At 68.8% G+C, this 24,564-nt stretch carries 22 protein-coding genes and 1 tRNA gene; 12 read left to right on the top strand and 11 right to left on the bottom strand.

Translation table 11 applies throughout. The features are described from left to right. Positions 1–31: 31 nt before the first annotated feature. The 11 genes from ASD48_RS19215 to ASD48_RS19165 all read left to right on the top strand — a co-directional run bounded on the left by ASD48_RS19215 (position 32) and on the right by ASD48_RS19165 (position 8,760). Complete coding sequence (locus ASD48_RS19215; protein WP_057602866.1) at positions 32–952, top strand: phage tail domain-containing protein; 921 nt, start codon at positions 32–34, stop codon at positions 950–952. Positions 953–956: 4 nt separating this feature from the next. After that, complete coding sequence (locus ASD48_RS19210) at positions 957–1,151, top strand: hypothetical protein (protein ID WP_057602865.1); 195 nt, start codon at positions 957–959, stop codon at positions 1,149–1,151. 72 nt (positions 1,152–1,223) lie between these two features. Continuing rightward, positions 1,224–2,438 carry a hypothetical protein gene (locus ASD48_RS19205; RefSeq protein ID WP_057602864.1) on the top strand — a complete coding sequence of 405 codons (1,215 nt, stop codon included), beginning with the start codon at positions 1,224–1,226 and terminating at the stop codon, positions 2,436–2,438. Positions 2,439–2,452: 14 nt separating this feature from the next. Beyond that, positions 2,453–3,640: a hypothetical protein gene (locus tag ASD48_RS19200; protein ID WP_057602863.1), complete on the top strand. Its 1,188-nt coding sequence runs from the start codon at positions 2,453–2,455 to the stop codon at positions 3,638–3,640. 43 nt (positions 3,641–3,683) lie between these two features. Beyond that, positions 3,684–4,781: a hypothetical protein gene (locus ASD48_RS19195; RefSeq protein WP_057602862.1), complete on the top strand. Its 1,098-nt coding sequence runs from the start codon at positions 3,684–3,686 to the stop codon at positions 4,779–4,781. After that, positions 4,778–5,920, top strand: a complete 1,143-nt coding sequence (locus ASD48_RS19190; protein ID WP_057602861.1) for a hypothetical protein — start codon at positions 4,778–4,780, stop codon at positions 5,918–5,920. The genes ASD48_RS19195 and ASD48_RS19190 overlap by 4 nt, the downstream gene beginning before the upstream one ends. Next, on the top strand, positions 5,920–6,660 hold the full coding sequence (locus ASD48_RS19185; RefSeq protein WP_057602860.1) for a hypothetical protein: 741 nt from the start codon (positions 5,920–5,922) through the stop codon (positions 6,658–6,660). The genes ASD48_RS19190 and ASD48_RS19185 overlap by 1 nt, the downstream gene beginning before the upstream one ends. A 29-nt stretch (positions 6,661–6,689) precedes the next feature. Then, positions 6,690–7,256, top strand: a complete 567-nt coding sequence (locus ASD48_RS44780) for a hypothetical protein (RefSeq protein ID WP_063887469.1) — start codon at positions 6,690–6,692, stop codon at positions 7,254–7,256. Between the two features lie 94 nt (positions 7,257–7,350). Further along, positions 7,351–8,220 (top strand): peptidoglycan-binding protein, encoded by an 870-nt coding sequence (locus tag ASD48_RS19175; RefSeq protein WP_057602859.1) that lies wholly within the window; start codon positions 7,351–7,353, stop codon positions 8,218–8,220. A 34-nt stretch (positions 8,221–8,254) separates the two neighbouring features. Next, positions 8,255–8,503, top strand: coding sequence for a hypothetical protein (locus tag ASD48_RS19170; protein WP_057602858.1), 249 nt, complete (start codon positions 8,255–8,257; stop codon positions 8,501–8,503). Continuing rightward, positions 8,500–8,760: a hypothetical protein gene (locus ASD48_RS19165; RefSeq protein WP_057602857.1), complete on the top strand. Its 261-nt coding sequence runs from the start codon at positions 8,500–8,502 to the stop codon at positions 8,758–8,760. The genes ASD48_RS19170 and ASD48_RS19165 overlap by 4 nt, the downstream gene beginning before the upstream one ends. 93 nt (positions 8,761–8,853) lie before the next feature. On the opposite strand, the gene ASD48_RS19160 is transcribed toward ASD48_RS19165, so the two are convergent. From ASD48_RS19160 to ASD48_RS19110, 11 genes are all read right to left on the bottom strand, one after another. Further along, positions 8,854–12,753, bottom strand: a complete 3,900-nt coding sequence (locus ASD48_RS19160) for a DNA-directed RNA polymerase subunit beta' (RefSeq protein ID WP_020132668.1) — start codon at positions 12,751–12,753, stop codon at positions 8,854–8,856. Positions 12,754–12,850: 97 nt separating this feature from the next. Then, positions 12,851–16,336, bottom strand: coding sequence for a DNA-directed RNA polymerase subunit beta (gene rpoB, locus ASD48_RS19155; protein ID WP_020132669.1), 3,486 nt, complete (start codon positions 16,334–16,336; stop codon positions 12,851–12,853). 556 nt (positions 16,337–16,892) lie between these two features. Beyond that, the gene (gene rplL / locus ASD48_RS19150) at positions 16,893–17,276 is read right to left on the bottom strand and encodes a 50S ribosomal protein L7/L12 (RefSeq protein ID WP_057602856.1); all 384 of its coding nucleotides are present in this window, start codon (positions 17,274–17,276) and stop codon (positions 16,893–16,895) included. Positions 17,277–17,387: 111 nt separating this feature from the next. Beyond that, positions 17,388–17,918 (bottom strand): 50S ribosomal protein L10, encoded by a 531-nt coding sequence (gene rplJ / locus ASD48_RS19145; RefSeq protein ID WP_020132671.1) that lies wholly within the window; start codon positions 17,916–17,918, stop codon positions 17,388–17,390. Positions 17,919–18,213: 295 nt separating this feature from the next. Then, positions 18,214–19,035, bottom strand: coding sequence for a hypothetical protein (locus ASD48_RS19140; RefSeq protein ID WP_057602855.1), 822 nt, complete (start codon positions 19,033–19,035; stop codon positions 18,214–18,216). A 93-nt stretch (positions 19,036–19,128) separates the two neighbouring features. Further along, on the bottom strand, positions 19,129–20,052 hold the full coding sequence (locus ASD48_RS19135; RefSeq protein ID WP_057602854.1) for a hypothetical protein: 924 nt from the start codon (positions 20,050–20,052) through the stop codon (positions 19,129–19,131). A 146-nt stretch (positions 20,053–20,198) separates the two neighbouring features. Continuing rightward, positions 20,199–20,924 carry a 50S ribosomal protein L1 gene (gene rplA / locus ASD48_RS19130; RefSeq protein WP_020132674.1) on the bottom strand — a complete coding sequence of 242 codons (726 nt, stop codon included), beginning with the start codon at positions 20,922–20,924 and terminating at the stop codon, positions 20,199–20,201. Positions 20,925–21,009: 85 nt separating this feature from the next. Next, complete coding sequence (gene rplK, locus ASD48_RS19125) at positions 21,010–21,444, bottom strand: 50S ribosomal protein L11 (RefSeq protein WP_020132675.1); 435 nt, start codon at positions 21,442–21,444, stop codon at positions 21,010–21,012. 194 nt (positions 21,445–21,638) lie between these two features. Then, positions 21,639–22,484: a transcription termination/antitermination protein NusG gene (gene nusG, locus ASD48_RS19120; RefSeq protein WP_020132676.1), complete on the bottom strand. Its 846-nt coding sequence runs from the start codon at positions 22,482–22,484 to the stop codon at positions 21,639–21,641. Between the two features lie 80 nt (positions 22,485–22,564). Continuing rightward, complete coding sequence (gene secE, locus ASD48_RS19115; protein ID WP_020132677.1) at positions 22,565–22,852, bottom strand: preprotein translocase subunit SecE; 288 nt, start codon at positions 22,850–22,852, stop codon at positions 22,565–22,567. 113 nt (positions 22,853–22,965) lie between these two features. After that, positions 22,966–23,038, bottom strand: a tRNA-Trp gene (locus tag ASD48_RS19110). A gap of 215 nt (positions 23,039–23,253) precedes the next feature. Here ASD48_RS19110 and ASD48_RS19105 point away from each other — a divergent pair. Next, positions 23,254–24,480 carry a pyridoxal phosphate-dependent aminotransferase gene (locus tag ASD48_RS19105; protein ID WP_057603526.1) on the top strand — a complete coding sequence of 409 codons (1,227 nt, stop codon included), beginning with the start codon at positions 23,254–23,256 and terminating at the stop codon, positions 24,478–24,480. Positions 24,481–24,564 lie beyond the last annotated feature (84 nt).

The raw sequence follows: 24,564 nt of genomic DNA, 5'->3' as shown, positions 1-24,564 counted from the left end.
GCCCGCGCACAAGGAGTGAGGTGACGGCCCGATGGCCGAGATCACGACAACCGCATACACAGACGATGTGGCCCCCGGCTCACTCATCACCCGAGACGGGCAGATGCAGTGGGCCGGACTGCTGATGGGCCCCGGCACCTCCTACGAGATCGACCGCGGCGGCCTCAGCGGCTGGGAGGACCTGCCGGAGTACGACTCCTCCGACGCCGACCACCCCACCGCGCACGGTGCCTGGCCGGGCGCCCGCTACGCCAAGCCGCGCAAGGTCGGCGGCACGGTGTGGACCGTCCCGGCGCAGGACGACGCCGCCTCCTCGCTCACCGCCACCCGTGTCCTGCGCCAGGCGCTGCTGCTCGGCGACGCGGAGCGATGGCTGGCGGTGCGGCTGCACGGCGAGACGCTGGCCGTCCGGGCCCGGGTCAGCCAGCGGGTGCTGGCCGCCGACCGGACGTACACCACGCAGGGCGTCTCCCGGGCGTCCGTGCAGTGGTACGCCACCGACCCGCGCCGCTACGCGGTCACCGAGCAGACCGCCGTCACCGGCGCCCCGCAGCCGGAGAGCGGTCTGACCTGGCCGCTGACCTGGCCGCTGTACTGGGGGCAGGCCGCCTCCACCGGGGACGTCAACGCCGACAACGGCGGCTCCGCACCCACCCATCCGGTGATCACCTTCACCGGTCCGTGCACCAACCCGACGGTGACCGACCGCACTTCGGCGCAGCGGCTGCGCTACGAGATCGCGCTGGCCACGGGCGACGAGCTCGTCGTCGACACCGCCGCCGGCACGGTCACCCTCAACAGCACCGCCTCCCGCCGGCACACCGCGGCCGCGGACAGCAGCCCCGAGGAGCTCTTCGCGTTCGCCCCCGGCCGCGCGCAGCTGGCCTTCCGGCCCGACACCTACGGCTCCGGCGCCCGGATGACGGTGCGCTGGCGAGAAGCGGAGTGGTGACGCCATGCCGCTGATCGGCGCGGGCCCCGGCGCGACCTCGCCCGTCGGCGACGCCCTGATCGGATGCGCCGCCGGCGACAGCCCCGCGCTCCACGGGCCGCGGATCCCGGGCGTGACCGTCGACACCCTCGGCGGCTCCGGCCACTGCACCGGCTTCACCGGCTTCACCGGCTTCACCGCCGAACGGCTCGGGTCCTGACGGGCGCCGACCGCCCCTCACCTCACCCACGCACCCCGGAGTCCGCCTCCGAAGACCACAGGAGACCAGCAGATGAACCTGCGCAGCTCATGGGTGGCCGAGATTGGCCAGACCCGCGAGGACACCCGCCTGACCCAGCTCGGCGCGACCACCCCGGCCAACCCGCTGGACGTCCGCTCCGGCATCCTGCCCGGCTCCTACGACGGCCAGTACCGCCTCTCGGGCTTCTGGATGGAGGGCGGCGCGGGCACCATGACCGCCACCGTCCACGAGGGCCGGGCGGTCGTCCAGGCCGACAGCAGCCAGGGCGCCTACCCGGTCACGCTGGCCGAGCCGATCACCCTCACCTTCGCCGACGGCGACGCCTCCTACGGCCGGATCGACGTCGTCGTGCTGCGCGTCTACGACGACCTGTACGACGACTCGGGCTTCACCAAGGCCGCCGTGGAGATCGTCCGGGGCACACCGGCGGCCACCCCCGTCGTGCCCGCGCTCCCGGAGATCGCACTGCCGGTCTACCAGGTGGCCGTCCGGGCCGGCATCAGCGCCGGCAAGGGCGGGATCAACTGGAGCACCGACGTGACCGACCTGCGCACACCCACCGTCGCGGTCGGCGGCATCCTGCCCGTCTACGGCGACACCGGCAACGGCGCCTACCCGGGCCAGTACCGTGACTCCGGCGGCGCCCTCCAGCGCTGGGACGGCTCCGCCTGGGTGTCCTACCCCAGCGCCCTGGGCGGCATCGCCCCCTCCGGCGCCGTCACCACGGCCAGTTACACCGGCCAGTACCGCGACACCCCCGGCGGACTGCAGCGCTGGAACGGCACCACCTGGGTGACCTACCAGCCAGTCCCGACCTGGACGAACTACACGCCCGTCTGGCGCTGCGAGACCGGCACGGCGCCCACCATCGGCAACGGCACGCTGGCCGGGGCGTACGTGAAGACGGGCACCGTCGTCACCTTCCGGATCTACCTCAAGATCGGTTCGACGACCAACCTGTCCGCCCAGTCCGCCGACGGCGACTGGACCTTCTCGCTGCCGGCCGCACCGGTCTCCACCGCCTGGAAGCTGGACGGACGCGTGGTGAACGCGGAGGCCTTCGACGACTCCGCCGTCCTGATGTACCAGGGCAGCGGGCTCCTCGCGGTGGCCAACGGCGGAGTCGTCCGCTCGCTGCGCGACACCCTCAAGACCGGCACCAGCCCCTGGGACAGGTCGGCCCCGTTCGCCTGGGCCGTCAACGACATCCTCTCCCTCCACGGCACCTACGAGTCGGCCTCCTGACGAAAGGACACCCCATGACCGTACGTTCCGCCTGGCTGTCGGCCGACGGCCAGACCCGGGAGGACACCCGGGTCACCCAGATCGGGGCGGTCACCCCGGTCACCGACATCAAGGGGCGCTCCGGGGTCCTGCCCGGCTCCGAGAACGGCCTGTACCGGGTCACCGGTCTCTGGCTGAACGGCACCACCGGCGGCATGACCGCCACCGTCGGGGTGGGCCGGGCCGTCGTCCAGACGTCCGTCGCCCGCGGCGCCTACCCGGTCGCCGTCACCGAACCGGTCCCGCTCACCTTCGACGCCGGCGACGCCCAGTTCGGCCGGATCGACCTCGTCGTCCTGCGGATCTACGACGACGACTACGACGGCTCCGACCGCACCGAGGCCGCCGTCGAGATCGTCAAGGGCACCCCGGCCGCCACCCCGGTCGCCCCCGCCGCGCCGGACGCCTCCCTGGTCCTGTTCAGCGTCGCCGTGGCCAAGAACGCCGGCGCCGGCAGCGGCGGCATCGACTGGGACAACGCACGCGTCGATCTGCGCCCCACCACCGTCCCGCTCGGCGGCATCCTGCCGACCCGCTCCGACGACACCGCTCCCGGCGGCTACCCCGGCCACTACCGGGACATCAACGACACGCTCCAGCGCTGGAGCTCCACGGCCTGGGTGCCCTACCCCAGGGGCGTCGGCGGGGTCGTCCCGGCCGGGGTGCTGACCACCGGCGGCTATGCCGGCCAGTACCGCGACTCCTCGCTCGGCCAGCTCCAGCGCTGGAACGGCAGCGCCTGGCAGCCGGCCGTTCCGGGGCCCGCCTTCGTACAGTCGCTGGACGCCGGAACCACCGCCTCGACGACGTACACGGCCGCGCTGGCCTCCACCGCCGTCACGGCGCTCACGCTCAACTTCACCGCTCCGCCGTCCGGCTCCGTGATCATCGGCCTGGGCGCCCGGATGTCCTCCGGCGGCGAGACCGCGCAGGCGCACATGTCCCCGCAGGTCACCCTGGGCTCCACGGTGATCTGGGCGGCGGACGACGAGCGGGCCGCGTCCGGTTCGGGCGCCGTGTCCAAGTCGACGTCGACCCAGCTGCGCCTGAACTCCCTCACCGCCGGCTCGACCTACACCGTCACCGCGATGCACCGGTCGAGCAACGCGAGCTTCACCTGCGCGTTCGACACGATCTTCCTGCGCGTCGACCCGATCGCCTGAACCACCGTCCCGCTCCCGCCCGTTCTCCCGAAAGGAGTCGACCATGCCCGTGCGCTCCGGCTGGCTCTCCCCCGACGGCCAGTCCCGTGAGGACACCCGCCTCGTCTCGCTCGGCGCCCTGACCCCCACCTCGCCCGTCGCCACCCGCTCCGGTGTCCTGCCGGGCTCCTCCGACGGCGCCTCCCGCATCTCCGGCTTCACGCTCACCGGCACCGCGAACAGCATGTCCGCCACGGTCAGCCCCGGCCGTGCCGTGCTCCAGGGCACCGACGCCAGGGGCGCCTACCCGGTCGCCCTCGCCGAGTACCTGCCCGTGACGTTCCCGGACGGCAACGCCCAGTACAACCGCATCGACCTGCTCGTCCTGCGGATCTACGACGACGCCTACGACGGCTCGGGCCGCACCGAGGCCGTCGTCGAGATCGTCCCGGGCACCCCGGCCGCGGCGCCGACGGTACCGCCGGCGCCCGGCCTGTCCCTCCCGCTGTACGAGGTCACCGTGCCGGCCAACGCGAGCGCGGGCACCGGCGGGATCGCCTGGGCCTCGGCGCTGGTCGGCCGCCGCACCGCCACGGTCGGCGTCGGCGGCATCCTCCCGGTGACCACGGACACCTCCGTCGGCGCCTATCCCGGCCAGTACCGGGACCTCGGCGGTCAGCTCCAGCGCTGGAGCGGCACCGCCTGGACCGACTACCCGGTCCTGCCCACCTGGCAGAGCTGGACGCCGGCGTGGACGACGAGCACCGGCCTCGCGACGCCGTCCTACGGCAACGCCACCGTGAACTGCCGGTACCTGAAGTCCGGCAGGACCGTGCACTGCAACTTCTCGATCGTCTTCGGCAGCACCACCACCTTCGGCACCGGCTCCGCCACCACCGACAACTGGCGCTTCTCCCTGCCGGTGCCGGCCTCGGCCGCGCAGTCGGTCGTCGGGTTCGCCGAACTCGGCGTGGACAACACCAGCCGGAGCGTCTCGCGCGTGCAGATCCCCACGACCACCACCTTCGAACTGGTGATCTCCACCGGCCGTTCCAGCGGGGTCGCGCTCGCCAACACCGGTGTCGTGGACGCCACCTCGCCATGGACCTGGGCGAGCACGAACTCCATCCTCGGCACCGCCACCTACGAGGCGGCCTCATGAGTGTCAACACGCCCTACCGCGCGATCTTCTGCGATCTGCGCACCGACGGCACCATCGACATCCTGCCCCTGCGGGACGTCACCGTGGACGACTACATCGGCAAGGCCGGATCCCTCTCCGGCACCGTCCCCGTCCCCAACGCACAGGTCGCCGCCCGCGTCCGCCGCATCGAGGAGGGCCGCACCGCGGTCTACCTCCAGCGCGGCGACGACCTGTGGTGGGGCGGCATCATCTGGACGTCCACCCTGCAGAGCGACGACCGGGGCGTGCTCACCCTCGGCATCCAGGCGGCCACCTTCGAGTCGTACGCCGGCCGCCGGCGTATCCGCCAGGACCTCACGTTCTCCGGGAGCAACGACCAGCTGGAGGTGGTGCGGCGGCTGTGGCGCCACCTCCAGACCGGCGAACTCGTCGACGACGGCACGCCTCCTGCGCCGACCGGCGGCGACATCGGCGTCACCTTCGGTCAGGAGCTCTCCGGGGTGACGCGCGCGGTGTCGTACCGCGACGGCGACGAGACCGTCTACCTGGAGGCGATCGACGCCCTGGCCGCCCTGGAGAACGGCTTCGAGCACTACATCGCCGTCTACCGCGACCCGGTCACCAGCGCCCGGGTCCGCCGGCTGCGGCTGGGCAGCCCGAAGATCACCACCGGCAGCACCGACCTGGTGATGGACCGGCCCGGCACGATCCTGTCGTACACCTTCCCGCGCGACGCCACCCGCGGCGGGACCACCGCACGGGCCCGCGGCGCCACGGACAACACCAACCAGGCCGTCGAGTCCCGTCCGCTGTTCGCCGACGCCGACATCCCCGACGGCGAAGCCCTCATCGCGGTCGGCTACCCGCGCATCGACCTCGCCTCGGACCACAACGACATCGCCAGCACGACGATCCTGCGGTCCCTGGCCAACGCCGAACTCGCCGAGGGCACCGGCGCCGTGGTGATCCCCGAGATCAGCGTCCGCCTCGACGACCTGGTGCCGTCCGCGCTGCTGGGCCGCACCGTCCGCCTCCGGATCACCGACGAGTGGTGGACCGAGGGCATGGACGCCCGCTTCCGGATCATCGGCGTCAAGGTCAGCCCGGCCCAGCGCGGCCGCCCCGACACCGCCGAGCTCTACCTGGAGGACGCCTGATGCCCCAGCTCCCCGAAGACATCATCGACCGGCTCACCCAGATGGAACGCCGCATCCAGCAGCTGTCCACCGCCGTCAACACCCGCCCCGCCCTCAACACGATCACCGGCGGCGAGGTGGAGATCAAGGACGGCACCCTGAAGGTCACCGACGGCGGCACCCTGCTGGTCCAGCGGCCCGGCAGCACCGACACGATGTTCCGGGTCGGCTCGTGGAAGGACGCCGAGTACGGCCTGGAGATCCACCGCCAGACCGGCAGCCTCGCCATGACCCTGTTCAACGGGGACGGCAGCGCGAACTCGCTCCAGCCGCTGCGGATCTACGACAACGGCAACCGGGAGATCTTCTCCGACGACGTCAACAGCGGCGGCCTGGCCCGGCCCTGGCTGGCCATGCTGCCCCCGCAGGACTCGGCGACGGCACGCTGGCCGCAGACCACCTCGACGTCCTGGGTGACGATCGCGATGTCGTACAACCCGGTCTGGCAGCCGAAGATGCGGCTGCGGCTGAGCACCGCGGCCAGTTCCGGCGCGGCCGGCCAGGTCCGGGTGCTGGTGAACAGCGCCCAGTGGGGGCCCACGGTGACCGCGGGCACCGAGTTCGACTACACGGACCTGGTCAGCGCCACCTTCTCCTCCGTGTACACGACCACGCTCAAGGTGGAGATCCAGGCCGTCGTCACCAGCACCTCGGGCACCGTCTACGCCAACCCCGTCCTCATGCACGGCCGCCAGAGCTGATCCCGACACCACAGGAAGGCAGCGCGTCCATGGACATCGACCCCACCCAGCCCTGGGGCCTCGCGATCGACTACGCGGGCCGGGCCACCCTCACCGAGAGCGGCCACACCGTCCACGTCAACGTCTCCGACACCAGCCTCAGCTCGATCATCGGCCCCGACTCGATCAGCGGGACCTATTCGCCGGTCAACGTCACCGCCCAGTTCACCGAGACCGGCGAGGGCGGCGCGGTCCTGCGCGGCACCGGTCGCATCACGATCATGCCCGTGGGCGCGGACCCGGTCGTCCCCGACCCGACGGCCGTCCGGCGAGCGGTCGCCGACGCCCTGACCGACTTCGCGGCCAACGCGGCGGCCTATGTCGCCCTGTGCGCCCGGTGGCAGCCGGACGACGGCGCCGAGGACGGCGGCGGCACCACCCCGGACCCCGGTACCGAACCGGACCCGGACACAGCGGCCGCCCCCGAGACCGCCGAGGGTACGGCCGCCGATACAGACCCCGCCGCCAACGTCGACGCCGACGCCGAGGCCGACGGCGGCATCGAAATCAGCACCAGCACCGGTACCGACGGCGACAGCGACCCCGCCATGGTCTGAGGCCACCGTACGGAAGACCACCCCGCCACCCCGAGCCGCTCCCCCGCCGGCCGGGGTTTTCTCATGCCCGAACACTCCCCAGGGAGGCATCACCATGGCCAACCCCCTCTCCGCCGACGCCCTCGTGTCCGCACTGCGGGCCGAGGGCGTCACCGTCGTCGAGCGCTCCGGCTGGCGTACCAACAACCGCAACCACAAAGGCAGTTGGGGTCCGGTCCACGGAGTGGTCGTGCACCACACCGTCACCTCCGGCACCGGCAACAGCGTGAGCCTGTGCTTCGACGGCCATTCCGCCCTGCCCGGCCCCCTCTGCCACGGCGTGATCGCCAAGGACGGCACGGTCCACCTCGTCGGCAACGGCCGCGCCAACCACGCGGGCAGCGGCGACGGCGACGTCCTGAAGGCCGTCATCGCCGAGAAGGCGCTGCCCGCGCCGAACGAGAACGACACCGACGGCAACGTCCACTTCTACGGCTTCGAGTGCGTCAACCTCGGCGACGGCAAGGACCCCTGGCCGGCGGTCCAGCTGGAGGCCATGGTCCGCGCGTCCGCCGCGCTGTGCCGGGCGCACGGCTGGTCGGCCGCCTCCGTCATCGGCCACAAGGAGTGGACCAGCACGAAGGTCGACCCGCGCGGCTTCACCATGGCCGACTTCCGCGCCAGGGTCGCGGCCCGGCTCGGCAAGCCGACCACCCCGGGCACCGGCAAGCCGCAGTACCAGCCCTTCCCCGGCGCCGCCTGGTTCCGGAAGAACCCGAAGTCGGCGATCGTCACCGCGCTGGGCAAGCGCCTGGTCGCCGTCGGCTGCTCCGCCTACACCTCCGGCCCCGGCCCGCAGTGGACCGAGGCCGACCGTCTCTCCTACGCCAAGTGGCAGCGCAAGCTCGGCTACACCGGCTCCTCCGCCGACGGCTGGCCGGGCGCCAAGTCCTGGGCGGCGCTGAAGGTCCCCTACAGCTCCTGAGAATCCTCAGCTCCCCAGAGAATCGAGGCTCCCGATGTCAGAGGCCGCCAAGCGCACCCTCCGTACCGTTCTCCAGTCCGCCGTCGGCCTGTGCGTCCTGCTGCCGACGGTCGTCGACGCCGCCGGCCTCCCCGCCACCCTGCCCTGGGCCGCCGCGGCGCTCACCGCGGCCGCCGGCGTGACCAGGGTCATGGCCCTGCCCGCCGTACAGGCCCTGCTGCCCTCCTGGCTGCGCACGGACACCCCGGCCGGCGGAAGGCCCAGCGAAAAGAGCGACGCGTGAACGAACCCTTCTCCGACCCGGCCGCCGTGGCCCTGGAACTGGAACGGCTGCGCGGCACCGTCGAGGCCGGCTTCGCCCGCGTCGACGGGTCGCTCGCCCTGCTGGTCCAGCGCAGCGACCAGACCGACAAACAGATCGCCGACCACGAGCAGCGCCTCGACGCCCTGGAACGCTCCCGCTGGCCGCTCGCCAGCATCGGCGCCCTGGCCGCCCTCGCCACGGTCGCCGTCGCCGCCTGGGAGCTGACCGGCCGCTAGGCCGTGTCCGCAGGAGTCCCGCCCGGACATGCCGAAGGGCGGCCACCCCGTACGCAACGGGGTGACCGCCCTTCGGTACTTCAGACGTACGCCTTACTGGTTGTACGGACCGTAGTCGTAGTCCTCCAGCGGAACGGCCTGGCCGGAGCCCGTGCCGAACGGCGAGTAGTCGATGTCGTCGTAGCCGACGGCCGAGTACATCGCGGCCTTGGCCTCCTCGGTCGGCTCGACCCGGATGTTGCGGTAGCGGGACAGACCCGTACCGGCCGGGATGAGCTTACCGATGATGACGTTCTCCTTGAGGCCGATCAGGGAGTCGGACTTGGCGTTGATCGCCGCGTCCGTCAGCACCCTGGTCGTCTCCTGGAAGGACGCCGCCGACAGCCAGGACTCCGTGGCCAGCGAGGCCTTGGTGATACCCATGAGCTGCGGACGACCGGAGGCCGGGTGACCGCCCTCCTGCACCACGCGACGGTTCTCGACCTCGAACTTCGAGCGCTCGACGAGCTCGCCGGGCAGCAGCTCGGCGTCGCCGGACTCGATGATCGTCACCCGGCGCAGCATCTGCCGGATGATGATCTCGATGTGCTTGTCGTGGATCGACACACCCTGCGAGTTGTACACCTTCTGGACCTCGCCGACCAGGTGGACCTGGACGGCACGCTGACCCAGGATGCGCAGCACGTCGTGCGGGTTGGTGGCACCCACGGTGAGCTTCTGGCCCACCTCGACGTGCTCGCCCTCGCTGACCAGGAGACGGGCGCGCTTCGAGATCGGGAACGCCGTCTCGTCGCTGCCGTCGTCCGGCGTGATGACGATCTTCTTGGTCTTCTCGGTCTCCTCGATCCGCACGCGGCCCTGGGCCTCGGAGATCGGGGCGACCCCCTTCGGGGTACGGGCCTCGAAGAGCTCGACGACACGCGGCAGACCCTGGGTGATGTCGTCACCGGCCACACCACCGGTGTGGAAGGTACGCATCGTCAGCTGGGTACCGGGCTCACCGATGGACTGGGCGGCGATGATGCCGACCGCCTCACCGATGTCGACCAGCTTGCCGGTGGCCAGCGAGCGGCCGTAGCACATGGCACAGGTGCCGACCTGGGACTCACAGGTCAGGATCGAGCGGGTCTTGACCTCCTCGACACCGTGGCGCACGAGCTGGTCGATGAGCACGTCGCCCAGGTCCACGTTGGCCGGCGCGATCACCTTGCCGTCGATGACGACGTCCTCGGCGAGCATGCGGGCGTAGACGCTGGTCTCGACGTCCTCGGCCTTGCGCAGCACGCCGGCCTCGTCGTGCGAGGCGATCCGCAGCTTCAGACCGCGCTCGGTGCCACAGTCCTCCTCGCGGATGATGACGTCCTGCGAGACGTCCACCAGACGACGGGTGAGGTAACCCGAGTCGGCGGTACGCAGGGCGGTGTCGGCCAGACCCTTACGGGCACCGTGCGTCGAGATGAAGTACTCGAGGACGGACAGGCCCTCACGGAACGAGGCCTTGATCGGACGCGGGATGGTCTCGTTCTTCGCGTTCGACACCAGACCACGCATACCGGCGATCTGCCGCATCTGCATCATGTTTCCTCGGGCACCCGAGTCAACCATCATGAAGATGGGGTTCGTCTTGGGGAAGTTCGCGTTCATCGCCTCGGCGACCTCGTTGGTCGCCTTGGTCCAGATCGCGATGAGCTCCTGCGTGCGCTCTTCCTTGGTGATCAGACCGCGCTCGTACTGCTTCTGGACCTTCTCGTCCAGCGCCTCGTAGCCCGCGACGATGGCCTTCTTCGCCTCGGGGACGACGACGTCGGAGATGGCCACGGTGACACCGGAGCGGGTGCCCCAGTAGAAGCCGGCCGCCTTCAGGTTGTCGAGCGTCGCCGCCACGATGACCTTGGGGTAGCGCTCCGCGAGGTCGTTGACGATCTCGCCGAGCTGCTTCTTGCCCACCGAGTAGTCGACGAACGGGTAGTCCTCGGGCAGCAGCTCGTTGAAGAGCGCGCGGCCCAGGGTCGTCCGCAGGCGGAAGGTGTCACCCTGCTGCCACTCCGGCTCGCCCTCTTCGCGGGCCGGCGGGGTCCAGCCGCGCGGCGGGATGGTGCCCACCGGGAAGCGGATGTCGATCGCCGACTGCAGCGCGAGCTCACCGGCGTCGAACGCCATGATCGCCTCGGCCGTGGAGCCGAACGCGCGGCCCTCACCCTTGGTGTCCCGCAGCTCGCCGTCGGTGGTGAGGAAGAACAGACCGAGGACCATGTCCTGGGTCGGCATCGTCACCGGACGGCCGTCGGCGGGCTTCAGGATGTTGTTCGAGGACAGCATCAGGATGCGGGCCTCGGCCTGCGCCTCCGCGGAGAGCGGCAGGTGGACGGCCATCTGGTCACCGTCGAAGTCCGCGTTGAACGCGGTGCAGACGAGCGGGTGGATCTGGATGGCCTTGCCCTCGACCAGCTGCGGCTCGAAGGCCTGGATGCCGAGGCGGTGCAGGGTGGGCGCACGGTTCAGCAGAACGGGGTGCTCGGCGATGACCTCTTCGAGGACGTCGTACACGACCGTGCGGCCGCGCTCCACCATGCGCTTGGCGCTCTTGATGTTCTGCGCGTGGTTCAGGTCGACCAGGCGCTTCATCACGAACGGCTTGAAGAGCTCCAGCGCCATCGCCTTCGGCAGACCGCACTGGTGCAGCTTCAGCTGCGGACCGACGACGATCACGGAACGCGCGGAGTAGTCCACACGCTTGCCGAGCAGGTTCTGACGGAATCGACCCTGCTTGCCCTTCAGCATGTCGCTGAGGGACTTCAGCGGGCGGTTACCGGGACCGGTGACCGGGCGACCACGACGACCGTTGTCGAAGAGGGCGTCGACGGCCTCCTGGAGCATGCGCTTCTCGTTGTTCACGATGATCTCGGGCGCACCGAGGTCGAGAAGGCGCTTCAGGCGGTTGTTCCGGTTGATCACACGGCGGTACAGGTCGTTCAGGTCGGAGGTCGCGAAGCGGCCACCGTCCAGCTGCACCATCGGGCGAAGGTCCGGCGGGATGACCGGCACGCAGTCCAGCACCATGCCCTTGGGGCTGTTGCTGGTCTGCAGGAACGCGGAGACGACCTTCAGGCGCTTGAGCGCACGGGTCTTCTTCTGGCCCTTGCCGGTACGGATGATCTCGCGGAGGCGCTCGGCCTCCTCGTCGAGGTCGAAGGACTCCAGGCGCTTCTGCAGCGCCGCGGCACCCATCGAACCGTCGAAGTACGTGCCGAAGCGGTCACGCAGCTCGCGGTAGAGCAGCTCGTCGCCCTCGAGGTCCTGGACCTTGAGGTTCTTGAAGCGGGCCCACACCTCGTCGAGACGGTCGATCTCGCGCTGGGCGCGGTCGCGCAGCTGCTTCATCTCCCGCTCGGCGCCTTCGCGCACCTTGCGGCGCACGTCGGCCTTGGCACCCTCGGCCTCGAGCTCGGCCAGGTCGGTCTCGAGCTTCTTGGCGCGGGCCTCGAGGTCGGCGTCGCGACGGTTCTCGATCTGCTGACGCTCGACGGAGACGTGCGCCTCCAGCGAGGGCAGGTCACGCGTACGGCGCTCGTCGTCGACGTACGTGATCATGTACGCCGCGAAGTAGATGACCTTCTCGAGGTCCTTGGGAGCCAGGTCGAGCAGGTAGCCCAGACGGCTCGGGACACCCTTGAAGTACCAGATGTGCGTCACGGGAGCGGCGAGCTCGATGTGGCCCATCCGCTCACGACGCACCTTGGCGCGGGTCACCTCGACGCCGCAGCGCTCACAGATGATGCCCTTGAAGCGGACACGCTTGTACTTGCCGCAGTAGCACTCCCAGTCCCGGGTCGGACCGAAGATCTTCTCGCAGAAGAGTCCGTCCTTTTCGGGCTTGAGCGTGCGGTAGTTGATGGTCTCGGGCTTCTTGACCTCGCCGTGGCTCCACTGACGGATGTCGTCAGCGGTAGCCAGACCGATCCGGAGCTCGTCGAAGAAGTTGACGTCGAGCACTATGCGTCAATCCCTCTCAGGGTTGTAAGTCTTAGGGTCTGATACGGGGGTCCCGGGGCCGGCAGGGCTCAACGTCGTGAGCCCTGCCGAACTCCCGTCAGACCTCTTCGACGCTGCTCGGCTCACGCCGGGACAGGTCGATGCCGAGCTCCTCCGCAGCGCGGAAGACATCCTCGTCGGTGTCGCGCATCTCGATGGACATACCGTCACTGGACAGCACCTCCACGTTCAGGCAGAGAGACTGCATCTCCTTGATGAGCACCTTGAAGGACTCGGGGATGCCAGGCTCGGGGATGTTCTCGCCCTTGACGATGGCCTCGTAGACCTTCACGCGGCCGGTGACGTCGTCGGACTTGATCGTCAGCAGCTCCTGGAGGGCGTACGCGGCGCCATAAGCCTCCAGCGCCCACACCTCCATCTCACCGAAGCGCTGACCGCCGAACTGCGCCTTACCACCCAGCGGCTGCTGGGTGATCATCGAGTACGGACCGGTCGAGCGGGCGTGCAGCTTGTCGTCGACCAGGTGGTGCAGCTTCAGGATGTACATGTAGCCGACCGAGATCGGGTCCGGGAACGGCTCACCGCTACGGCCGTCGAACATCCGCGCCTTACCGGTCGGGAGCACCATGCGCTCGCCGTCGCGGTTCGGAATGGTGTGGTTCAGCAGACCCGCGAGCTCGTCCTCACGCGCACCGTCGAAGACCGGGGTGGCCACGTTGGTACCCGGGGCGACCTGGTCCGCGCCGATGCCCTGAAGGCGCTGCGCCCAGTCCTCGCCGAGACCGGAGACGTCCCAGCCGCGGCTGGCGAGCCAGCCGAGGTGGATCTCCAGCACCTGTCCCGGGTTCATTCGGGACGGCACACCCAGCGGGTTGAGGATGATGTCGACCGGGGTCCCGTCCTCGAGGAACGGCATGTCCTCGATGGGCAGGATCTTGGAGATGACACCCTTGTTGCCGTGACGGCCGGCGAGCTTGTCACCGTCCGTGATCTTGCGCTTCTGCGCCACGTAGACCCGAACCAGCTGGTTCACGCCCGGCGGCAGCTCGTCGCCCTCTTCACGGTCGAAGACGCGGACGCCGATGACCTTGCCGATCTCGCCGTGCGGCACCTTCAGCGAGGTGTCACGGACCTCACGGGCCTTCTCACCGAAGATGGCGCGCAGCAGGCGCTCCTCCGGGGTCAGCTCGGTCTCACCCTTGGGCGTGACCTTGCCGACGAGGATGTCACCGGCGACGACCTCGGCACCGATACGGATGATGCCGCGCTCGTCGAGGTCGGCGAGGACCTCCTCGGAGACGTTCGGGATGTCCCGGGTGATCTCCTCCGGGCCGAGCTTGGTGTCACGGGCGTCGACCTCGTGCTCCTCGATGTGGATCGAGGAGAGGACGTCGTCCTGCACGAGGCGCTGCGACAGGATGATCGCGTCCTCGTAGTTGTGACCCTCCCACGGCATGAACGCCACGAGCAGGTTCTTGCCCAGGGCCATCTCGCCGTTCTCGGTGGCCGGGCCGTCGGCGAGGACCTGACCGGTGATGATCCGGTCGCCCTCGTTGACGATGACCTTCTGGTTGACCGAGGTGCCCTGGTTGGACCGGGAGAACTTGGCCAGGCGGTACGTGATGTACGTGCCGTCGTCGTTGGTCGTGGTGATGTAGTCCGCGGAGACCTCCTGGACCACACCGTCCTTCTCGGCCTTGACCACGTCACCGGCGTCGACGGCGGAGCGGTACTCCATGCCGGTGCCGACGAGCGGGGCCTCGCTCTTGATGAGCGGCACGGCCTGACGCATCATGTTCGCGCCCATGAGGGCACGGTTGGCGTCGTCGTGCTCGAGGAACGGGATCATGGCGGTCGCGACCGACACCATCTGGCGCGGCGAGACGTCCATGTAGTCCACGTCGTCACCGGGGACGTAGTCGACCTCACCGCCACGGCGGCGGACCAGGACGCGGTTCTCGGTGAAGCGCAGGTCGTCGTCGAGCGTGGCGTTGGCCTGCGCGATGACGAACCGGTCCTCTTCGTCGGCCGTCAGGTAGTCGACCTCGTCGGTGACGACACCGTCGGTGACCCGGCGGTACGGCGTCTCCACGAAACCGAACGCGTTGACGCGGCCGTAGGAGGCGAGCGAACCGATCAGACCGATGTTCGGGCCTTCGGGGGTCTCGATCGGGCACATGCGTCCGTAGTGGGACGGGTGCACGTCACGGACCTCGAAGCCGGCCCGCTCACGGGACAGACCACCCGGGCCGAGGGCGTTGAGACGACGCTTGTGCGTCAGGCCCGACAGCGGGTTGTTCTGGTCCATGAACTGCGACAGCTGGCTGGTGCCGAAGAACTCCTTGATGGAGGCGACGACCGGCCGGATGTTGATCAGGGTCTGCGGCGTGATCGCCTCGACGTCCTGGGTCGTCATGCGCTCGCGCACGACGCGCTCCATACGAGCCAGACCCGTGCGGACCTGGTTCTGGATGAGCTCGCCGACGCTGCGGATACGACGGTTGCCGAAGTGGTCGATGTCGTCGGTCTCGACCATGATCGAGCGACCGGACTCGCCGACCGTCTCGGTCTCCCCGGCGTGCAGCTTCACCAGGTACTTGATCGTCGCGATGACGTCCTCGACGGTCAGGACACCCGCGTTGAGCGGGGCCTCGCCACCGAGCTTCTTGTTGACCTTGTAGCGGCCGACCTTGGCCAGGTCGTAGCGCTTGGGGTTGAAGTAGAGGTTCTCGAGCAGCGTCTGCGCGGCCTCACGCGTGGGCGGCTCGCCCGGACGCAGCTTGCGGTAGATGTCCAGCAGCGCGTCGTCCTGGCCCTGGGTGTGGTCCTTCTCCAGGGTGGCGCGCATGGACTCGTACTCGCCGAACTCCTCGAGGATCTGCTCGGTGGTCCAGCCGAGAGCCTTCAGAAGGACGGTGACGGACTGCTTGCGCTTGCGGTCGATGCGGACACCGACCATGTCGCGCTTGTCGATCTCGAGCTCCAGCCAGGCACCCCGGGACGGGATGACCTTGGCGGAGAAGATGTCCTTGTCGGACGTCTTGTCGATCGAGGAGTCGAAGTAGACGCCCGGCGAACGGACCAGCTGCGACACCACGACACGCTCGGTGCCGTTGATGACGAAGGTGCCCTTGTTGGTCATGAGCGGGAAGTCGCCCATGAAGACCGTCTGGGACTTGATCTCGCCGGTCTCGTTGTTGGTGAACTCGGCCGTCACGAAGAGCGGGGCCGCGTACGTGAAGTCGCGGTCCTTGCACTCGTCGATGCTGTTCTTCGGAGGCTCGAAACGGTGGTCGCGGAAGGTCAGCGACATCGACCCGGAGAAGTCCTCGATCGGAGAGATCTCCTCGAAGATCTCCTCCAGACCGGACTTGGTGGGGACGTCCTGACCGGACTCCAGGGCGGCCTCGACGCGACCCTTCCAGGCGTCGTTGCCGAGCAGCCAGTCAAAGCTCTCGGTTTGCAGCGCGAGAAGGTTCGGAACCTCGAGGGGCTCCCTGATCTTTGCAAAGGAGATGCGCAGCGGGGCGGTGCTGGCGGCGTTGTTCGTATTCGCGATCGAGGCGTTGCGCGAGGCGGCCAAGAGGGGGTCCTTCCGAGGGCTCGGACTCACTACGCGCGTACCGGCTCCTCTCCTGCGCACAGAGACAGAAATCCCAGGTGGGGGATTGTCTGGTCGTCCGGCTCAAGTGAGGGCATGCCCCTGGTGACGGGCAGGGAACAGCTAACAGGCAGCGCAAAGGGTCAGTGTAGCCACTTGGCACACTGATGTCCAGTGCGGGTTTCTGGAGACCCTCGTAGTTCTCAACGCCCTCGGTCTGCTAGCCCTCAACGCACGGTGATACTGCCCTCTTCGCCGTCGATCCATGCCTCGGATTCGGATCCTTGTGACGACGCGTCCTGAGAATTGCGCGCTGCGTGCGGTTCGTCAAGGCCCCCCTGCGCGAACTCGGGCGCTGGAGACACGATGAAGATCACCATACCCCCCGGTCAAGCAGGTGCAAGGCAACCGTGGCCACGCTCCCAGGAACGCCGAAGAGCGACCACCCAGATGGATGATCGCTCTTCGGTGCGTCAGCGTTACAGCCCCGGAGGGACTGATTCAGCCTTCGCGTCCGGTCGTCGCCGACCGGGAGGTGTTACTTGACCTCGACCGAGGCGCCGGCGGCCTTGAGGGACTCGGCGGCCTTCTCAGCGGCCTCCTTGGCGACCTTCTCGAGGACGGGCTTCGGAGCGCCGTCGACGAGGTCCTTGGCCTCCTTCAGACCCAGGGAGGTCAGCTCACGCACGACCTTGATGACCTGGATCTTCTTCTCGCCGGCACCGGTGAGGATGACGTCGAACTCGTCCTGCTCCTCGGCGACCTCAGCGGCGGCGGCGGGGCCGGCCGGGGCAGCGGCGACCGCGGCGGCGGCGGTGACGTCGAACTTCTCCTCGAACGCCTTCACGAACTCGGAGAGCTCGATGAGGGTGAGGGACTCGAACTGCGCGAGCAGCTCTTCCTGGGACAGCTTCGTCGCCATGGTGGGCGATCCTTCCATTCAATTCGGCAGGTGCCGGATGTACATGTCGGCGGGCGTACGTTCGGCCCGCGTCGACCGCCACGTCATGCGGCGGTCAGAGTGCGAGCCGAGTTACTCGGCACCGCCCTGCTCGGCCAGCTTGACGCGAAGCGCCTCCGCGGTGCGGACGAACTTCGACGGAAGCGCCTGGAAGAGCGAGGCAGCCTGGGACTGCTTGCCCTTCATGGCGCCCGCCAGCTTGGCGAGCAGAACCTCGCGGGACTCGAGGTCCGCAAGCTTCTTGATCTCGTCGGCGGACAGCGCCTTACCGTCAAGGACACCGCCCTTGATGACGAGGTTCGGGTTGTCCTTGGCGAAGTCACGAAGACCCTTCGCCGACGTCACCGGGTCACCAGTGATGAAGGCAACCGCCGTCGGACCGTTGAACAGGTCGTCGAGCGTCGAGATCCCGGCCTCGTTGGCCGCGATCTTGGTCAGCGTGTTCTTCACCACGGCGTACTGGGCGTCTTCACCGAGCGAACGACGCAGCGTCTTGAGCTGCGCCACGGTGAGACCCCGGTACTCGGTCAGCACAGCGGCGTTCGAGCTGCGGAACTGGTCCGCGAGCTCGGCTACCGCGGCAGCCTTGTCGGGCCTTGCCATAGAGCGTCGGCCTCCTTCCGGGTGATGAGGACCGCTCAGAAGGGGCTGGGACAAACGAAACGCCCCGGCGCAGGCGCACGGGGCGTAGCTCGACCGAACGAATTCCGTGGAAGGATTTCGATCCGGGAGCGTATCCACTGACACCTGCGCGGGTCGTCCGCATTGCAGCGGATCCTTCGGCCACCGCCCCCTCTTGCGAGAGCACGGCAACGACCAGCGGTCTTTGGCTTCTCGAGGAGAGTACGTGAACGGGGCGCCGTCAAGCAAATCCGCCCGTACGGGTCCGGTACGGACCTCAGTCGCGGCCCTTCTTCAGCTCCTCGGCCATGTCCAGCGTGTCCGAGGCGGGCGGCGCCTTCACGGTCACGGGCTTGCCGAAGTCGAGGAACGTGAGGGTGAGGTCGAGCTCGCCGTGCCGCCCGAAGCCCTGCACCCGCAGCCGGCGCGTCCGGTCCTCGGCGTCGACCCACAGGTCCATGGTGAGTTCGTCCACGCCCTGCTTCTCGTACTGGGCGAGGCTCTTCTCGGTCCGCTGCCGGACGCCCTTGTCCTCGTCCCGGTAGGAGGCGCGGATGTCGTCGACGGTGGCCGTGCCCGTGTAGTGGGTGGTGCGGACGCCGTCGACGGTCTCGGATCCGGCCTTCCTCAGGTCGTCGGCCGCCGCGAGGAAGCCGCCCTCGTGGGAGGGGTTGTCCCGGACCCGGTCCACCATCGTGCCGGTGTCGACCTTGATGCCGCTGGGGGTGTCGGAGCTGCCGGGCGCCCCGAACCTGATCCAGTGCTTGCCGTTCTCGCCGACTTCGTCGGTGCCGACGTACAGCACCCCGCCGACCAGCCGGAACTCCCCCGTGCCCTGGTCGGGCCCGCTGAGCACGGTGGACTTCAGGCTCATGGCCGGCGGCTCGACGCCGATCGCCGCCTCGGCCTTGATCCGGCCCTCCTCCGGCGTCCGGCCGGTCATGCGGTAGCGCAGGGACACGGTCTCCTCCGCCTTCTCCGCGGCCCGGGCGACGGCGGCCGCGGCGGCGGAGTCGCCCCCGCTCTCCGTGCCGCCCGCCGCCGCACACCCCGCGACGAGCAGCGCGGACAGCCCGAGGACACCCACGGAAGACCTCATCCAACTTCCCCCAGAAGCAGATACAGCGAACGCACGGTCGATTCACAGCAAGACCGTGAACGTATCCCAGGGGATCGGGAGAGGTCCCGTGAATTACGAGCCGGAACCCGCCCCCTGCTGCTTCACCAGCTCCGAGAAGTCCGCGGTGTCGCTCGCCGGGGGCACCTCGGCGGAGACCTCGGTGCCGTAGTCGGTGTAGTACGCGGTCTGGGCGTAGGCGCCCGCGGTGGTCTCGCCCTTCTCGACCTTCTTGACCAGCAGATCCCGGTCGTCGACCCAGATGTCGACCGTCTCGGTGGTGACGCCCGCCTGCTCCAGCGTCTTCCTCAGGTCGTCGAGCTGGCTCTGGCTGAGGTTGGAGTTCTTCTCGGCGAGGTCCGCCACCTCGACCGTCCCCGAGTAGTGCGTGGTCCGCTGCCCCCGCACCTTCTCCTCGCCGACCTCCCGCACGTCCCCGGAGGCCAGCAGCAGCTTCACCGACTGGTTGGGGGTGGTGTTCTGCATCTGGTCCTTCAGATACGCGCCGGAGCTGCCGCCGAGGCTCTCCAGGTCGTCGTACGCGTATCTGATCCAGTGCCTGCCGCCCGCCTGCTCCGCGAAGGTGTCGCCCATCCTCGCGTAGTAGGCGTCGGGCAGATAGCGGGCCTCCATCGACGTGGTGCCCATCTGCCGCATGGTGTCGGCCATGGTGCCGCCGGTGTACGTGATGGTGAGCGTGCCGGTGAGGCCGTCCCCCCAGCCGAGCGCGCCGTCCGCGGTCATCGACATCACGGAGCCCATGGTCGTGGTCGACTCGACCTTCGCGGAGTCGGCGCCGTCGGTGGACTTCTCGGCGGTGAGCAGGGCCGCGACGGGGCTGAGCCGGGGGCTGCCGTCCCCGCCCTTCCCGGAGCCGCCGGAGCCGCCCGAACCGTCGGAGTCACCGGAGCCACCGGAGCCGCCGCAGGCCGTCACCCCCGTCAGCAGAGCCGCCGCGACGATCGAGAGGCCCGCGCGGCGCAGGTTCGTGCGCTTCATTCGTCCCACCCCCATGGATTCCTGTCACTGAACGCTAACGCACAGCACTGACAGTCGTACGAAAAAGATACGTACGGCAAAAGGGACGAGCCCCGCACCTCGAAAGGTTGCGGGGCTCGTCACCGACTGAGGGTGAGCTGTCAGGCTCAGACCGCGGCCGGGTCCTCCTCGACGAGAAGGTTGCGGGTGCGGTTCGGGTCGACCAGGATGCCGGGGCCGATCGTGGTGCTGATCGCGGCCTTCTTGATGTAACGACCCTTGGCGGCGGACGGCTTCAGACGGAGGATCTCCTCCAGGGCCGCGCCGTAGTTCTCCACCAGCTGGGTGTCGTCGAAGGACGACTTGCCGATGATGAAGTGCAGGTTCGAGTGCTTGTCGACGCGGAACTCGATCTTGCCGCCCTTGATCTCCGTGACGGCCTTGGCCACGTCGGGGGTGACGGTGCCGGTCTTCGGGTTCGGCATCAGACCACGCGGACCGAGCACGCGGCCGAGGCGGCCGACCTTGCCCATGAGGTCCGGGGTGGCGACGACGGCGTCGAAGTCCAGACGACCCTTCGCGACCTCGTCGATCAGTTCGTCGGAGCCGACGATGTCGGCGCCCGCGGCCTCCGCGGCCGCAGCACGGTCACCGGTCGCGAAGACCAGGACCCGGGCGGTCTTGCCGGTGCCGTGCGGCAGGTTCACGGTGCCACGGACCATCTGGTCGGCCTTGCGCGGGTCGACACCCAGGCGGAAGGCGACCTCGACGGTGCCGTCGAACTTGCTCGTGGAGGTCTCCTTGGCGAGACGGACGGCCTCGAGCGGGGCGTAGAGCTTCTCCCGGTCGATCTTGGCGTCCGCAGCGCGGAGGGACTTGCTGCGCTTGCTCACTACTGCTCCTGTGTGTCTTGAGGAGTCGTGGTATGGGCCGAGCAGGCCCTGCCACGGTGCTACGAAGGTGCTACGGGGCTGGGGATCAGCCTTCGACCGTGATGCCCATGGAGCGGGCGGTGCCGGCGATGATCTTCGACGCGGCGTCCAGGTCGTTGGCGTTCAGGTCGGGAAGCTTGGTCGTGGCGATCTCGCGGACCTGCGCCTCGGTGATCTTGGCGACCTTGGTCTTGTGCGGCTCGCCAGAGCCCTTCTCGACACCCGCGGCCTTGAGGATCATCTTCGCGGCCGGCGGCGTCTTGGTGATGAAGGTGAAGGAGCGGTCCTCGTAGACCGTGATCTCCACCGGGATCACCCAGCCACGCTGCGACTCGGTCGCGGCGTTGTAGGCCTTGCAGAACTCCATGATGTTGACGCCGTGCTGGCCGAGCGCGGGGCCGACCGGCGGGGCCGGGTTGGCCGCACCAGCGTTGATCTGGAGCTTGATGAGCCCCGTGACCTTCTTCTTCTTGGGAGGCATTGCTCTCTCCGGGTCCTAGTGAGAGTTTTCAGCCGTCCGGTCCGGATGATCCGGATGGAGGCATACCGCACAACGATAACGGGTATCCATGCGCGGCCAAAAACCGAGCAGGTCAGACCGTCCCCCGCAAGCGGGAGCTGCCCTCAGCGAGAGCGTGGTCTGACCTGATCGGAGGCTTGTGCTCCAGAGGAGGATCAGTTCTTCTGGATCTGGTCGAAGCTGAGCTCGACCGGGGTCTCGCGACCGAAGATCTCGACGAGGCCCTTGACCTTCTTCGAGTCGGCGTTGATCTCGTTGATCGTGGCCTGGAGCGTCGCGAACGGGCCGTCGGTGACGGTGACCGAGTCGCCCACCTCGAAGTCCAGCACCTGGACCTCGACCTTGCGGGACGGAGCCGGCTTGCCCTCGGCCTCGGCGGCCTCACGCGCGGCCTTCTCCTCGGCCTCCGGGGCGAGCATCTTGACGATCTCGTCCAGGGTCAGCGGGTACGGGTCGTACGCGTTGCCCACGAAGCCGGTGACGCCGGGAGTGTTGCGGACGACGCCCCAGGACTCGTTCGTCAGGTCCATGCGCACCAGCACGTAGCCGGGGAGCTTGTTCTGACGGATGGTCTTGCGGTCGCCGTTCTTGATCTGGACGACCTCTTCCTGCGGCACCTCGGCCGCGAAGATGTAGTCCTCGACGTTGAGCGAGACGGCGCGCTGCTCCAGGTTGGTCTTCACGCGGTTCTCGTAGCCGGCGTACGTGTGGATGACGTACCACTCGCCGGGGAGGGTGCGCAGCTCCTCGCGCAGGGCGACAACGGGGTCGACGGGCTCGGCCGGCTCTTCTTCCTCGGCCTCGTCGACGACGTCCTCGGTCTCGACGTCCTCGTCGGCTTCCTCGTCCTCGACGTGGAGTGCGGCTTCCTCCGCGGGTTCGCCCGCTTCGGCCTCGGCAGCCTCGAACTCGTCCACCTCGTCCGCGCCCTCGACGATGTCGAGCTCGTCGTCCACGGACTCTTCCGGCTCGATGGCGTCGTTCAGGTTCTGGTCAGACACGGTGGCTGCTTCTTCCTGGATACATAGGGGTGGAACATGCGAAAGGGGCGCCGGATACCTCGGCGCCCTTCGCTCTAGGCTCAGCCAAAAACGTACTTGGCGGCGTGGCTGAGTCCATAGTCAATCACGGTCACCAGGCCGATCATGATGACGACAAAGACAATCACCACGGTCGTGTAGGTCGTCAGCTGGTTCCGCGTGGGCCATACGACCTTGCGGAGCTCTGCGACGATCTGCCGATAGAAGAGCGCGAGACGCTTCAGCGGGCCCTTCTTGGCGCGCTTGCCGCCCTTGCGGGTCTTCTTCTGCGCCTCAGGCACCTCGTCCTGGGCATCAGGCGTGTCGATGGAGCCCACGGCATCCGCCATTCGTCCTCACCTGTTCCCGGGTCGTGGCCGTGCCGCGCCCGGTCTGAGCCGCACGGCGATGCATTGCTGGACGTTCATGCGCTGCGCACACATCCTGGTGACGGAGTGTGTAGCAGGGCCGGAGGGACTTGAACCCCCAACCGCTGGTTTTGGAGACCAGTGCTCTACCAATTGAGCTACGACCCTTTGTGTGTTCCCCAACGTACCGCATCCGACCGGGTGCTCGGTGTGCACCTGTTGGGGCGGGCTGTCGAAGGCCAACGACGTGTGAGTGTACGTGGTCTTGAGCGCCTCGTCGAACGGAAAGCGGCCTTGATCGTAATCACTCTGATGTTCAGTCGGCTGACCAGTCCGTGAAACCCGTGTACCGGGGCGGTTTCCGGTCTGAAACCATGGGTGCCATGAGCGCTGCAATCCCTCCCACCGAGCGCCGGGTCTCCGCCCGCGTCGGCGCGATCTCCGAGTCCGCCACCCTTGCCGTGGACGCCAAGGCCAAGGCCCTGAAGGCCGCCGGACGTCCGGTGATCGGCTTCGGCGCGGGCGAGCCCGACTTCCCGACCCCGGACTATGTCGTCGAGGCGGCCGTCGAGGCCTGCAAGAACCCCAAGTACCACCGCTACACGCCGGCCGGTGGTCTCCCCGAACTGAAGGCCGCGATCGCCGCGAAGACGCTGCGTGATTCGGGCTACGAGGTGGACGCCTCGCAGATCCTGGTCACCAACGGCGGCAAGCAGGCGATCTACAACGCCTTCGCCGCGATCCTCGACCCGGGCGACGAGGTCATCGTCCCGGCTCCGTACTGGACGACCTACCCCGAGTCCATCCGGCTGGCCGGCGGTGTCCCGGTGGAGGTCGTGGCCGACGAGACGACCGGCTACCGGGTCTCGGTCGAGCAGCTGGAGGCGGCCCGTACGGAGAACACGAAGGTCGTCCTCTTCGTCTCCCCGTCCAACCCGACCGGCGCCGTCTACAACGCCGAGGACGCCGAGGCGATCGGCCGCTGGGCCGTCGAGCACGGCCTGTGGGTGATGACGGACGAGATCTACGAGCACCTCGTCTACGGCGACGCGAAGTTCACCTCGCTGCCGGGGATCCTCCCCGAGCTGCGCGACAAGTGCATCGTGGTCAACGGCGTGGCGAAGACGTACGCGATGACCGGCTGGCGGGTGGGCTGGATCATCGGTCCGAAGGATGTCGTCAAGGCCGCCACGAACCTCCAGTCGCACGCCACCTCGAACGTCTCCAACGTGGCGCAGATCGCCGCGCTGGCCGCCGTCTCCGGCGACCTGTCGGCGGTCGAGAAGATGCGCGAGGCCTTCGACCGGCGCCGCAAGACGATCGTGCGGATGCTGAACGAGATCGACGGCGTCCTGTGCCCGGAGCCCGAGGGCGCGTTCTACGCGTACCCCTCGGTGAAGGCGCTGCTCGGCAAGGAGATCCGCGGCAAGCGTCCGCAGGACTCCGTCGAGCTGGCCGCGCTCATCCTGGAGGAGGCCGAGGTCGCGGTGGTCCCGGGTGAGGCCTTCGGCACGCCGGGCTACCTGCGGCTGTCGTACGCGCTGGGCGACGAGGACCTCGTCGAGGGCGTGAGCCGCATCCAGAAGCTCCTGGCGGAGGCCAGGGACTGAGTTCGGACCACTCACGTGAGCAGTCTGCGGGCCGTCTCCCCCCGGGAGGCGGCCCGTTGCTTTGTGCGAGCAAGACCACGATCG

Origin of the sequence: Streptomyces sp. Root1310, from assembly GCF_001426425.1 — a bacterium.
Lineage (GTDB): Bacteria > Actinomycetota > Actinomycetes > Streptomycetales > Streptomycetaceae > Streptomyces.
The sequence above is the reverse complement of the archived record's forward strand: the minus strand, read 5'-3'. Positions and strand labels throughout refer to the sequence as shown.